The organism is Echinicola strongylocentroti (assembly GCF_003260975.1).
GTDB classification, from domain to species: domain Bacteria; phylum Bacteroidota; class Bacteroidia; order Cytophagales; family Cyclobacteriaceae; genus Echinicola; species Echinicola strongylocentroti.
Window position 1 is genome coordinate 3296905 of record NZ_CP030041.1, and the last position, 12652, is coordinate 3309556.

A 12652-nucleotide genomic window follows, 5' to 3' on the forward strand; every position below is an offset into this window, starting at 1 on the left:
GAGCGGAGCCGAAGGGAACGATGATCACAAGCACCGGAAGGGAACGGAGTGGATGGGGGGATACTACATTGGATAAGCCCTTTCAGCAAAGGCTGCTTCCATTAGTAAAAAATCACTCCCTACATTCTAAGACTTCCTTATATTTGAGGTAGAATGGATAGGAGCAGATTATATTGGATATTTCAGATTTTTGGATGGTCGGCATTTGCAGTGATCAACCTGTTTTTTGTCTCACTGATACGGGGCATTACCTCCGTACAGATAGGCGCATACCTGTCCTTGGGTGCTTTTTACTTTGTGTCCACTCATTACTTTCGACATATTATCAAAAGTCAAGTCTGGTTCAACTTCAACCTTTCCAAGCTGTTGATCAATGCATTTTTGGCCCTGTTGGTTTTGAGCTTCGCCAATGTCATCGCCACGGTATTGATCAACTGGATTTTTGGCATATTAAGGGCGCAGGAAGATTTGAAGCCCATTGTACTGTTGGTAAATATGTTCATAAGCTTCCTTTATTATGCCCTGTGGGCAATGATGTACTTTCTTTATCATTTTCTCGAAAACTACAATACCACCCTAAAGTACCAAGCCAAGATCAATGAAGTCAAGCTGAATCAACTAAGAAACCAGCTGAACCCGCATTTTATATTCAATGCGCTGAACAGCGTAAGGGCCTTGGTGGATGAAAACCCACCTAAATCCAAAGAGGCGATCACCCAGCTCAGCAATATCCTTCGTTACTCCCTGATCATGGACAAAAAACGCACAATAGACTTTAGTGACGAAATCAAAATCGTGCGGGACTATCTTGACCTGGAAAGCATCCGATTTGAAGAACGACTGGAGGTATCCTATGATATTGAAAAAAAAGCTTACCACTACAAAATCCCACCTATGATGCTTCAGACCATTGTAGAAAACGCCATCAAGCATGGGATTTCTAACCTGATGCGTGGTGGCTTGATTCATATAAAATGTTCTGTTGGGCTGGCCGACGACCTCTATATTTCAGTAAAAAACAGTGGACAGTTAAAAAATACCACAAACCGCAGAGAAAATGATGGCAGTGGCCATGGCATTTCCAATACTATCCAACGATTAAAATTAATCTATGGCAGCAAAGCCTACTTCAAAATGAGGAATTTTGATAGTGAGTTTGTGGTCACAGAAATTAAAATTCCAAAACAAAGTACTAAATTGGACTAACCTTAAAAATTCTATAGCATGCGCGCACTAGTAATCGATGACGAAAGACTGGCAAGGAAAGAGCTGATCAGCCTATTATCCGCAATTGAGGATGTGGAAGTAATAGGAGAAGCAGTCAATGTAGATGATGCAAAGGAAAAGATAAGCAACCTCCATCCCGAGGTGATATTTTTGGACATCCAGATGCCCGAAAAAACAGGCTTTGATCTTTTGTCTGAGATGGAAGCTGTACCAGACGTAATATTTACCACTGCTTATGACGAGTTTGCACTAAAGGCATTCGAAGTAAATGCCCTCGACTATCTTCTGAAGCCCATAGAGCCTGCCAGATTGTCTGAAGCAATAGAGAAGCTGAAAAATAAGTTGAAAAATAATGCAGTTTCTACCAAAGATGAGGAAAAAATTACGATAGAAGGAGATAAAAAGCTATCTTTGGATGATCAGGTTTTTGTAAAAGACGGTGATCGCTGCTGGTTTGTCAAGTTGGAACATGTTCGCTTGTTTGAATCCGATGGCAACTATATCAAAGTGTATTTCGGCAATAATAAACCCATGATCCACAAATCGCTGAATGCATTGGACGAACGCTTGGATGAAAAGTCTTTTTTCAGGGCCAGCAGAAAACACATAATCAATCTAAGCTGGGTAGAGGGAATAGAGCCTTGGTTTAATGGCGGACTGGTAGTGACCCTAAAAGGTGGTGACCGTATTGAAGTAAGCCGTCGCCAAGCCGCCAGATTTAAGGACATGATGAGTTTATAAAGAAAAAACGTTGTTTTTTAGTTGCTTTTCTGGATTAATATTCTCATTTTCAGTTAAAAAAAGTATAAAAGTTTATTAAACTATTGAATTCATTTATAAAAAGTATTCATATAAACCGTAAACTTCACCAAATATAGACCAACCACACGATAATATGAAAGAAGAAAGAATACTGGTTGTAGAGGACGATCCGGACATTGCTGAAAACATAGAGGAAATCCTCGAACTTTTAGGATATGTCAATATCGACATTGCCAATTCTGCTAATCAAGCTATTAAGGTGATCAAAAAATACCGGCCAGACTTGGTATTTATGGACATCAAGCTGAAAGGTGACAAGGACGGTATTGAGCTAGGGGAAATCATCCAGCAAATGGTGGATGCACCGATTGTTTACGTTACTTCTTATAGTGACCCCAGCATCATCGAGCGCGCCAAGCGTATTCACCCTGCTGGGTTTATCGTAAAGCCGTTTAATACCAATGATATTCATGCGATCGTTGAAATCGTCCTGTACAACAGACGGACACAAACGACGAGCTCAGAATCGCCAAAGCCTAGTGCCGAGAGCCCCTATTTGGTGGCGGATGCTGTCTATATCAAATCGGATAATGCTTATGAGCGCGTGGATTACGGTGACATCTATTACGTGGAGGCCAACGGAAACATGGTGTCCATTTTTACCAAAAACAAAACCTATACCATACGCAAGTCCATGAAAGAAATGGAGGAAAAACTTCCTTCCAATCTTTTCTTGCGTGTTCAAAAATCCTACATCGTCCAACTCGGGCAGATCGCAAGCTTCAGCACCAAAGAGATCAACCTCAAGGACGGTGCAGTTGTTCAGGTGGGCCGCCAGTATTACAACAGTTTCTTGGCCAAACTGAACACCATTACAGAGAGTTAAGCAGCTTTAGTTAGTAAATCATAGACCCAAAAAAAGCCTCCACTTGTGGAGGCTTTTTCGTTGGTAAAATCCCCTCTTAATTAAATAAAGATTTAAATTGAAGCCGTCTTTTCGTTTTCTTATATTTATGAATGAAATTAAGCACCAATGATACAGTCCTTTAAAATTAAGAACTTTAAAAGCTATCGTGAAGCAGAACTGACACTTGCACCTTTGACTGTCATGATCGGTGCCAATGCCTCTGGAAAAAGTAATGCCATTGAAGCTGTACGTTTCTTAAGCTGGATAGCACAAGGACAAAAGCTTTCGAGTTTACAATTTGAGATTAACAAAAGTGATACGGCAATAAGAGGCAAAATTGGGGATTTAATACATAAAGGCTCTTCATTCTTTTCTATTGGCTGTACAGTTCGGGATAATAAAGAAGACAAAATATGGAATTTAGCTATTGATTTAGCTATTCGTGACAATAAAGAAATTCATATTTCCAAAGAATCAATAGAGAATCAAAAAAATGGTGAAGTTTTATACAAAAGTACAAAACCAACCGATGGACCTGCTACCGAGATTTCAGTAGCATATAATAATTTTGCAAGAGGAGGTAAAAAACCACAGGTGATCTGTTCAGACCAGCTGGGTATATTTACCCAACTTACACGAAAAGGGATATTTCCTACAAGCCATAAAACTTCACGTTTAAAGATTCCGCACGTTACTCAATTAACAGAAGGGCTACTTAAATCTATACTGTTTTTAGACCCGTCTCCTCAGTCTATGCGCGAATACAGTTTTATTGATAGCAATGGACTTTTAGGAAATGGAAGTAATATTTCAGCTGTACTTTTTCAACTCATTGAAAACAATTCGGACAATAAGATTGCCTTACTGAGTTTTATTAAGAGTCTTCCGGAACAGGATATTTCTGATATAGGTTTTTTGAAAGGGCCTAGAGGAGAAGTTATGCTAACGTTGACAGAGACTTTTGGGGGGGATCGACGAGAAATTGATGCCGGTAACTTATCAGACGGAACACTTCGAGTATTGGCTATCGGAGCAGCGTTATTATCTGCTCCAGAAAATGGAATGGTTATTATCGAAGAAATTGATAACGGAGTACATCCTAGCAGAGCTGAAGAGCTTTTAAGCAATATCAGTGAAACAGCTAAACGGAGGAATCTAACGATTTTGCTGAGCACTCATAATCCTGCATTAATGGATGCTGTTCCTTCAAGTGCAATACAGGATGTGGTCTTCTGCTATAGAGACAAAAAAGACGGAACATCTAAGCTTATCTCGCTTAAGGATGTTCCGGATTATCCTGAGCTTATCATTCAAGAAAGCTTAGGAGATTTGGTTACCAAAGAAACATTATCCCGATATGTAAAGAGCCAAGAAAATGCTGATGAAAAAGTCAAAAAAGCACTCAATTGGCTGGAATCTATAAAATAATTTTTTATGTCTAAACCCATTATTTGGCTTATTGATACTTCCATAATAACCAATATTCTTGATATTCCGGGACGTAATCAAGATAGGTCGAATGTGAAAGGCGATTTTGAAGACCGGATCAGAAATAGAGATAGCTTTTTTTTGCCCTATGTTACTTTAGTAGAAACAGGAAACTTTATAGCACAATTAAGTGGAAACCTAAAGAGGGATAAGTCTCTTGAATTTGCCAATCAGGTCAAATTAGCATTGAACAACCAAGCTCCTTGGAAGCCATTAAGGTTTCCTGAAAAGGAGTCTTTACTCCTCAATATAGATAAGTTCCCAGATTATGCTTCAAGAGGAATAGGTTTTGGAGATTTTTCCATCATTCAAGATTGGGAGGAACAAAAAAATATCTTTAAAGCTTATTCAGTTAAAATATGGTCTCTGGATGAGGGACTGTGTGGATATGAATCATAGAAGGGTAGAAAAATGATTCATCTACCCTTCTATAAAAAGCAAGAAAATTTATAACAGCTCATTTGCCAAGTTGGCCAATTCAGACCGTTCTCCTTTTTCCAACTTGATATGCGCATAAAGAGGGTGGTCTTTGACGCGGTCGATCAGGTAGGAAAGCCCGTTACTTTGGCTGTCCAGATACGGGGTGTCGATCTGGTAAACATCACCCGTAAAGACTATTTTGGAATTTTCACCTGCTCGGCTGATGATCGTCTTGATTTCATGCGGGGTGAGGTTTTGGGCCTCGTCCACAATGAAGAATATATTGGACAATGACCTTCCCCGAATGTAGGCCAATGGCTGGATAACCAGTTTTTCCTGATTGACCATTTCCGTGATCTTCTGGTATTCCTTGTCGGATTCCTTGAATTGGTTTTGGATAAACTTCAAGTTGTCCCAAAGCGGCTCCATATACGGGTTCAGCTTCGACTTGATGTCACCGGGCAGGTAACCGATGTCCTTATTGCTCAAGGGAACGATGGGTCTGGCCAAGAATATCTGCTTATAATCTCTCCTTTGCTCCAGAGCCCCAGCCAAAGCCAGCAAGGTCTTACCAGTACCGGCCACTCCCTGTACTGATACCAACTTGATATTGGGATTGGTGATGGCATGTAGGGCAAAGGTTTGTTCTGCGTTCTTAGGCTTGATATTATAAGCTAATTTTTTGTCCACCCTTTCGATGGTGTTGTCTTCTCCATTATAGAAGGCCAAGACAGAGTTCTTATCACTTTTAAGAATATAAAACGTATTCGTTTTGCGCTTGCGGGTGCCAAGGACTTTTTTGGCCTCGACGGCGCGGTTTTCATATAGCTCATTGATCACGTCAGGATTGATCCCTTCGAGGACATCCTTGCCGGTGTTTTCCAACTCTGTGATGTTTTTGATTTTCCCCGTCTCATAATCCTCCGCTTGGATATCAAGGGATTTTGCCTTCAGTCGCAGGTTGATGTCCTTGCTTACCAGAATGACCTTCCGGCCATTTTCACTGGTCTTGAGATCCAGGGCTGCATTGAGGATTTTATGGTCATTTTTCTCCTCACCAAAGATCGTATTGGCATTTACTTGCTCAGGCTCGCCATTACTGTCATTGGTGGTCATCATGACCTTAAAGTTGCCCTTGGTCTTTCCATTCAGTGGGGTCCATTTGTGGATCATCTTGTCCTTGGAAAGATTGTCAAGCAACCGAATAAACTCTCTCGCCTCGAAGTTTTTGGAATCATTGCCTTTCTTGAACTGGTCCAGCTCTTCCAGTACCGTGATCGGAATCACGACATCGTGCTCGGCAAAGTTCATGATGGAATTGTGGGCATAAAGGATGACCGAAGTGTCCAAAACGAAGATCTTACGGTCACTGTCATTTTTTTTAGCTCTTGGCATAGGCGAAAAAGGTTAGTGATTTAAGTCAATAATAAGATAGCCATTTATCTATTGGATTGCCATATTTTTAAGTAAAATTGAGCAAGCCAGATAAGAACGATTCTTTAAATCACTGGGGATCAAAGAGAATGATTTTTCAATAATTTTCACTGGTAAATATTACATATCTATCAATGAGTTGCTGCGCTAATGATTAAGCATTTCCGTCATCGTGAGGAGGGAAGCCAAAAGCGATCTCTTGTTTTGGAATACAGGATCGCTTCACCCCGCTACCACTGCGTTCGCTATGACGTTATTTGCCCCTTTCGCTCCTGCCTGCCCCAAGTTCCTTACTCCCTGCGACCCCTATGTCTCCTGCGACCCCTGAGCGTAGCCGAAGGGTAATGCATATGAGAACGAACTACGACTGGACTTAATCGGAGAAGCAATCAAACAAGCTCGTATGGAAAGAAAACTGACGCAAACTCAACCTGGAGAATTAATCGGAGTGAAAAAAGCACAGAAATCAAAAATCGAGAATAAATGGTGGACTGCAAAACAAGGCTTACGGAAACAGTCTAATTGAGTCTGAGGTTCAATTCTGCATTGTGCTGGGGCGGAGACCTGGCACAACCCGAGAAAAGCAATGAATAAACAGCCTAGTATTCTCCCTTACTATCTCTCCATGACTTGGAAGAGGTACGATACTGTAAACTCCAGGTTGGTTACTTCCATGTCAAAAATACGATCTAGGCTTTCTGGCCTGCCCAGTTCATAGGAAGCCCTTACTTCAGCGACAACGGTGCTTTTACCAAAGACCTTGGAAATGCCGGCACCTGCTGTGAGGCCATACATGAATTTTTTTGGGTCATCTCCTGGCTGTCCATAGGTAGGCAAAATAGGCAAGTCCTCATTTTCGGACTCGAATTCCCTCCTTACGTCGGTAGCGTTTAGCAAGTACCCAAAATGCGGTCCCAGTTTTATATGAAACCTCCCGGATCTACCAAAATAGAAATTGGAAAGAAAAGGAATTTTCAGGTATTCAAATTCGGTTTGATTGGACAGGGTTTCGTCCTGGTCATATTCGATATATCCAGTGGTCAGGTATTGGATATCCAACTCTACGCCTGCATGGTCTTTAAAATAATGTTCTATGGCAATGCCGTAAACGGGTTTGCTTTTGAGCCCTTGGACTTTTTGCTTAGGGATGGCGGCAGTGGGACGGTAAGATGTGCCGGAATAGGAAATTCCTCCCCGAATGCCAACGCTTAGCTGGGCATGGGCTACAGTGAAAATGCCTGTAAATAATAGACAAAGGAGGGTGAATTTACCTAAAGGTGTGATGCTGGGTTTCAAGTTGATGTTATTAAAACTACTGGAAGGTGAAGTAAGTTAAAAAGAGAAAAAATAGTCCACCAAAGCAGACTATTTTTTCTTATCTTTTTTGATCTCGTCCAGATCGTCTCTGTCCTTGAGTTTTTTATCTTCGACATTTTGGTTCAGAAACTCATTGATCTTATCAATGGAAAAAGAGCTGGAAATTTCCCCGAAGGAATCAATGTTCATTTTAAATCCGTCCAATTCAGGATTGACTTTCGGGGTTTCCTCTTTTTTGGTCTTTTTGGCCATAACGCATCCTTTCTTTTTTTTAAGCCATTTTTGGTGTCAAAAGATCAATAGCTACGCAAATGGCAATGGCGTAAAATTATTTTGCCTTGACCTCTAATGTATCTAACGCAAAATCGATTCTTTTGATTAGTTCCTCTTTACCAATTATGGTAAAAATTTCCATTAAATCAGGGCCAGCACCTACACCAGTCACTGCCAGACGTACTGCCTGCATGACTTTGCCGAATTTGATTTCTTGGCTTTCGGCAGCAGATTCCAGCATGGATTTGGCCGTTTGAGGAGAAAACTCTCCTTCAAATTTCCCAAGTGTTTCTTTATATGCTGTCAGCACTGCCACAGCGTCTTCATTCCATTTTTTTGCTGCTACTTTTTCATCAAACTCCGTAGGGGCAATCAACATGAACCGTCCTTCTTTCCAAAGATCTGCGGGGAAAGTAGCCCGTTCTTTCATGATGGCTACAATTTGCTCTGCTTTGGCCTGGAGGATTTCGATGTTTTCCTTCTTAAGGTCCTCGATCAGGTACTGTGCCAGGTCATGGTTAGACTTGGCTTTGAGGTATTGTTCGTTAAACCACTTTGCCTTATTGATATCAAATTTCGTTCCCGATTTACCAATTCGCTCTACGGAGAAGGCATTGATCAGCTCTTCCATGCTGAAGATTTCTTGGTTGTCGCCAGGATTCCAGCCCAAGAAGGCCAAGAAGTTGACAAAAGCATCTGGAAAATAACCCGCCTGTCTAAATCCTTGTGAGAAGTCTCCTGTTCTCGGGTCGGTCCAGTCCATTGGGAAAATAGGGAAACCATTCTTGTCCGCATCTCTCTTGGAGAGTTTGCCATTCCCATCGGGTTTTAGCAGGAGCGGTAGGTGGGCAAACTGAGGCATGGTATCTTCCCAGCCCAAGTACCTGTACAATAATACGTGGATAGGCGCAGAAGGTAACCACTCCTCGCCACGAATTACATGCGTGATGCCCATCAGGTGGTCATCTACGATATTGGCAAGGTGGTAAGTGGGCATGCCGTCGGATTTCATCAGCACCTTGTCGTCCAAGGTGTTCGAATGCACCATTACCCAACCACGGATCATGTCATTGAGGCGGATTTCTTCTTTTCTGGGTACCTTTAAGCGGATCACATAAGGATCACCGGATTCCAATCGACCCTTTACCTCATCCTCTGGAAGGGTCAGGGAATTTTTCATCTGAGTCCTGGTGATCGAATTGTATTGTGGAGACACCACCCTAGCTGCAGTAAGCCGCTCACGCATGGCGTCCAGCTCTTCGGCAGTATCAAAAGCATAGTACGCATGGCCTTTTTCTACCAAATCCTCGGCATATTGCATATAATGCGGTTTTCGCTCTGATTGACGGTAAGGACCGTGGGGGCCATCTACCCAAGGACTTTCGTCCGGAGTAATGCCTATCCACTCCAATGCTTCCTTGATGTATTCTTCAGCGCCTGGGACAAATCTCGTCTGGTCGGTGTCTTCTATCCTCAACAGGAATTTACCCTGGTTTTTCTTCGCAAAAAGATAGTTGTATAGGGCAGTGCGGACACCACCGATATGGAGGGCTCCTGTAGGGGATGGAGCAAAACGAACACGTACTTCTTTAGTCATTGCTTTGATTTTCCTTTTTTTGTAAGGTGATTCAACCGACAATTTCCGGTCTCAAATTCAAAGAGCAAAGATACAAAAAGATGGCAAAGGGTGGGTAAATTATGGCCAGTTTTCCAGAGCAAAAGCAGTTAACCTGAGCTACGTCATAAAATCGACATCAATGCGTTCATTGCGAACACAACGGCAGCGGAGTGAAGCAATCTTTCCTTTTGAAGACGAGATTGCTTCGTCACACTTCTCTACCTTGCGGTCAGACAAGGGACACTGGACGGGTGCTACACTCACACCTCCAAACTAACGGTGCCTTTATATACCTATGCGCTTGTCAACTAAGTTAGCTGTTTTAGGCTGCTTTTTTGGATGTTTTGGAGTCTGGTTTAACGATTTTGCTGGCTCGAATTTACGATTATTAATCAATGATTCAGAAAATTCATCAAATAGCCTCTGTAATCATAATACTCGTGATGCTCCAGCACGGCTTTACGTTCGCGGGGCCGCTCAAAGGGAATGATAAGTTCGTCTCCGATTTTGGCATAGGGGCCACTGGTCATCATGATTACCCGATCGGCCAGGAAGATGGATTCGTCCACATCATGGGTGATGGCCACGGCAGTAATTTTTTCCCGCTGCCAAATCTCCAGCAGGACATCCTGTAACTCGCCCCTTGTCAGGGAATCCAACATCCCGAATGGCTCATCCAGCAACAGCAGCTTTGGCTTCAGCGCGAAGGCTCTGGCTATCCCGACCCGCTGCTGCATGCCTTGGGAGAGGGAGTGTGCTTTCTTGTCAAAATCCCCACCTAGCCCAACTTTGTCCAAGTAATATTTACAAATATCAAGTCTCTCGGCCCTTTTGGCATGGGGAAATACCTGTTTGACACCGATCAGCACATTTTCCAATGCGGATAGCCAAGGCAAGAGGCTTGGCGATTGGAAGACTACTGCTCGGTCAGGCCCCGCTTCGATCACTGGTGTGCCGTCCACAATGATCCTCCCGCCAGAGATGTCATTGAGCCCTGCGATCATGGTGAGCAGCGTGGATTTACCACAGCCCGAATGACCAATGATGGAGACAAATTCTCCCTTTTGGATGCTTAATTGCAGGTCATCCAGCACGACGTAGTCCCCCTTCGGAGTAGGGTACACCTTTTTGAGCTTGTCACAGACGAGCATCTTTGGCTGGTCCTTCAGATGGGGAATGGACTGGTGTTTTCTTTCGAGTATAGCTTGCATGGTCAGGGGATTTAGAAGTACTTGATTTTTTCACTCTTTCGTTTGATTCCAGGGAAGATCCTTCCAGGCATTACGGGTTGCAGGTCAGGGAGTATGTACCGTTGGTCGCCTGATTTTTTTCTGTTGGCTCCTACTTCGATCAGGTATTCGATGATCTCATTTCTCAGCTTTTTGTAATACTCGTTTTGGTTGATGGCGGAGGGTTCCCGGGGTCGTTCGATGTCGATGGTAAATTCCGGACCCAAAGTGGCTTTTGGCCCGGGAGTCAGCGGAATGATGCGATCGGCCATGAGGATGCCCTCATCCACATCGTTGGTGATAAGTACGGCTGTTTTTTTGTCTTGGCTCCAGATGCGGATGATTTCTTCCTGTAAACTTCCACGAGTGAGTGCGTCCAAGGCGCTGAGTGGTTCATCCATAAGCAATATTTCAGGATTCATGGCCAATGCCCGCGCTACGGATACCCGTTGGCGCATTCCACCAGACAGCTCTTTGGGGAACTTGTCGATAGCAGGCGTGAGGTTTACCATGCCGATGTATTTCTTGATATGGCTTTCCTTTTCCTTTGAGGACATTTTGGGAAAGACTTCATCCACGGCAAGTTTTATGTTATGATACACAGACAGCCAAGGGAGCAGGGAGTAGTTTTGGAAGATGACGCCGCGGTCGGGACCCGGTCCGGTGACGGGATGCCCATGAAGAAGCACTTCACCAGTGTCCGGAAACTGCAGGCCGTTCAGAAGATTGATCAAGGTGGTCTTTCCAGACCCCGAAAAGCCTACAATGGCCACAAATTCCCCTTCTTCGACACGCAGGTTGATATTAGACAGCACATCTACTTGTGAAGCACCAGTGCCATAGGATTTTGATACATTTTTAAGTTCTATGATTGCCATAATGCTAAGCTTTTTGGAAGGTCATTAATTGCTGCACGGTAAGCATGATGCGGTCCAAGAGGAAGCCGATAATACCGATGATAAACATGGCCACGATGATCTTGGCATTGGAGTCGCTGGCACCGTTTTGGAATTCTTCCCATACAAAACTCCCCAGACCGGGGCTTTGTGCCAATAGCTCGATGGCGATCAGTACCATCCAAGCTACAGAAACCGTGATCCTTAGCCCCGTGAAAATCAAGGGGAATGAAGCGGGAAGGATGATTTTGAAGATTTTTTTGCCCACGCCTAGTTTTAGGACTTTGGCCACGTTGATATAATCTTTGTCCACCGAGGAGACGCCCAGGCTGGTATTGACCAAGGTGGCCCACATGGCACAGAGTCCTACACTAATGGCCGAGATGATGAAGGATTTGTCCATCTGTGGATCGGTGATCAGGGTTTTGACGACCATAAATACCAGCAACAGCCAGACGACAGGAGAAACTGGTTTAAGAATTTGGATTAGCCAATTGAAGGAATTACGCAGCACATCGCTTAGCCCGATGATGATCCCGATGGGCACGGCGATGACCAAGGACAGAAAAAATCCCGCAGCAACGGTCTTCAGACTGGTACCGATTTGGTCCACAAAGGACGGCCTTCCGGTATAGGTGATCGGATCCAGTCCCTGTTCTGCTCTGTCGGCATTCGTGTCGGCGACTTTTTCGCGAAACTCCCTTTTCTTATCGGTGATTTGCAAGTGATCCTTCCATAGGGAAATATAGGCGGCATATACCTGCTTTGGTGATGGAAGGGTGTTTGGCTGACAGCTGACATCTCCTGAAGCAATACATTCTGCCATGGCTTCTGCGGCCTCATCACCCTGCTCAGTCCGGGCTTTCTCGATCCGGGCCGCCGCCTCTTTGTTAAAAAGGGCGGTGGCTCCAAGATGCCAAACGAGGACAAAGAACAAGATTGATAGCAAGGGAAGTAAGGCGCCCTTGATCAGTACAAGGCCATTTTTCTTGGGCTCTTCTCCCGCAAATAACCTTACCAGAGGCTCCAAAAAGCCTAAGCCTAGGGTGCGCATGGTGTGGATAGTTTTATCTTTCATGGC

The 12652-nt window shown here is 43.7% G+C and carries 13 protein-coding genes; 6 read left to right on the forward strand and 7 right to left on the reverse strand.

All coding sequences use genetic code 11. From position 1 onward, the window contains the following. Positions 1-153 precede the first annotated feature (153 nt). The 5 genes from DN752_RS12805 (at position 154) to DN752_RS12825 (ending at position 4783) form a co-directional block, all read left to right on the forward strand. Positions 154-1206, forward strand: a complete 1053-nt coding sequence (locus DN752_RS12805) for a sensor histidine kinase (protein ID WP_112784313.1) — start codon at positions 154-156, stop codon at positions 1204-1206. A gap of 18 nt (positions 1207-1224) precedes the next feature. After that, positions 1225-1968 carry a LytR/AlgR family response regulator transcription factor gene (locus DN752_RS12810; RefSeq protein WP_112784314.1) on the forward strand — a complete coding sequence of 248 codons (744 nt, stop codon included), beginning with the start codon at positions 1225-1227 and terminating at the stop codon, positions 1966-1968. A 154-nt stretch (positions 1969-2122) separates the two neighbouring features. Continuing rightward, positions 2123-2875: a LytR/AlgR family response regulator transcription factor gene (locus tag DN752_RS12815; RefSeq protein WP_112784315.1), complete on the forward strand. Its 753-nt coding sequence runs from the start codon at positions 2123-2125 to the stop codon at positions 2873-2875. 147 nt (positions 2876-3022) lie between these two features. Then, positions 3023-4324, forward strand: a complete 1302-nt coding sequence (locus DN752_RS12820) for an AAA family ATPase (protein WP_112784316.1) — start codon at positions 3023-3025, stop codon at positions 4322-4324. 6 nt (positions 4325-4330) lie between these two features. Next, positions 4331-4783 carry a hypothetical protein gene (locus DN752_RS12825; protein WP_112784317.1) on the forward strand — a complete coding sequence of 151 codons (453 nt, stop codon included), beginning with the start codon at positions 4331-4333 and terminating at the stop codon, positions 4781-4783. Positions 4784-4831: 48 nt separating this feature from the next. Here DN752_RS12825 and DN752_RS12830 read toward each other — a convergent pair whose 3' ends face one another. Beyond that, positions 4832-6199 carry a PhoH family protein gene (locus tag DN752_RS12830; protein WP_112784318.1) on the reverse strand — a complete coding sequence of 456 codons (1368 nt, stop codon included), beginning with the start codon at positions 6197-6199 and terminating at the stop codon, positions 4832-4834. A gap of 442 nt (positions 6200-6641) precedes the next feature. Between DN752_RS12830 and DN752_RS25350 the strand changes: the two genes are divergently transcribed. Then, entirely contained in the window at positions 6642-6764 is a 123-nt protein-coding gene (locus DN752_RS25350) for a hypothetical protein (protein ID WP_394337156.1), read from the forward strand. 89 nt (positions 6765-6853) lie between these two features. On the opposite strand, the gene DN752_RS12840 is transcribed toward DN752_RS25350, so the two are convergent. The 6 genes from DN752_RS12840 to DN752_RS12865 form a co-directional block, all read right to left on the reverse strand. Continuing rightward, entirely contained in the window at positions 6854-7522 is a 669-nt protein-coding gene (locus tag DN752_RS12840) for a porin family protein (RefSeq protein ID WP_449389521.1), read from the reverse strand. 81 nt (positions 7523-7603) lie between these two features. Continuing rightward, positions 7604-7807: a hypothetical protein gene (locus tag DN752_RS12845; RefSeq protein ID WP_112784320.1), complete on the reverse strand. Its 204-nt coding sequence runs from the start codon at positions 7805-7807 to the stop codon at positions 7604-7606. A 76-nt stretch (positions 7808-7883) separates the two neighbouring features. Continuing rightward, positions 7884-9425 carry a glutamate--tRNA ligase gene (gene gltX, locus DN752_RS12850; protein ID WP_112786534.1) on the reverse strand — a complete coding sequence of 514 codons (1542 nt, stop codon included), beginning with the start codon at positions 9423-9425 and terminating at the stop codon, positions 7884-7886. A 413-nt stretch (positions 9426-9838) separates the two neighbouring features. After that, entirely contained in the window at positions 9839-10657 is an 819-nt protein-coding gene (locus DN752_RS12855) for an ABC transporter ATP-binding protein (RefSeq protein ID WP_112784321.1), read from the reverse strand. 11 nt (positions 10658-10668) lie between these two features. Beyond that, entirely contained in the window at positions 10669-11553 is an 885-nt protein-coding gene (locus DN752_RS12860; RefSeq protein WP_211324051.1) for an ABC transporter ATP-binding protein, read from the reverse strand. A gap of 4 nt (positions 11554-11557) precedes the next feature. Next, complete coding sequence (locus tag DN752_RS12865; RefSeq protein WP_112784323.1) at positions 11558-12649, reverse strand: ABC transporter permease; 1092 nt, start codon at positions 12647-12649, stop codon at positions 11558-11560. Positions 12650-12652 lie beyond the last annotated feature (3 nt).

Excerpts from the sequence above, each read along its gene's own strand:
- DN752_RS12805 (WP_112784313.1), top strand. The coding sequence starts at position 154 with ATGGATAGGAGCAGATTATATTGGATATTTCAGATTTTTGGATGGTCG.
- DN752_RS12810 (WP_112784314.1), top strand. The coding sequence starts at position 1,225 with ATGCGCGCACTAGTAATCGATGACGAAAGACTGGCAAGGAAAGAGCTG.
- DN752_RS12815 (WP_112784315.1), top strand. The coding sequence starts at position 2,123 with ATGAAAGAAGAAAGAATACTGGTTGTAGAGGACGATCCGGACATTGCT.
- DN752_RS12820 (WP_112784316.1), top strand. The coding sequence starts at position 3,023 with ATGATACAGTCCTTTAAAATTAAGAACTTTAAAAGCTATCGTGAAGCA.
- DN752_RS12825 (WP_112784317.1), top strand. The coding sequence starts at position 4,331 with ATGTCTAAACCCATTATTTGGCTTATTGATACTTCCATAATAACCAAT.
- DN752_RS12830 (WP_112784318.1), bottom strand. The coding sequence starts at position 6,199 with ATGCCAAGAGCTAAAAAAAATGACAGTGACCGTAAGATCTTCGTTTTG.
- DN752_RS25350 (WP_394337156.1), top strand. The coding sequence starts at position 6,642 with ATGGAAAGAAAACTGACGCAAACTCAACCTGGAGAATTAATCGGAGTG.
- DN752_RS12845 (WP_112784320.1), bottom strand. The coding sequence starts at position 7,807 with ATGGCCAAAAAGACCAAAAAAGAGGAAACCCCGAAAGTCAATCCTGAA.
- gltX (WP_112786534.1), bottom strand. The coding sequence starts at position 9,425 with ATGACTAAAGAAGTACGTGTTCGTTTTGCTCCATCCCCTACAGGAGCC.
- DN752_RS12855 (WP_112784321.1), bottom strand. The coding sequence starts at position 10,657 with ATGCAAGCTATACTCGAAAGAAAACACCAGTCCATTCCCCATCTGAAG.
- DN752_RS12860 (WP_211324051.1), bottom strand. The coding sequence starts at position 11,553 with ATGGCAATCATAGAACTTAAAAATGTATCAAAATCCTATGGCACTGGT.
- DN752_RS12865 (WP_112784323.1), bottom strand. The coding sequence starts at position 12,649 with ATGAAAGATAAAACTATCCACACCATGCGCACCCTAGGCTTAGGCTTT.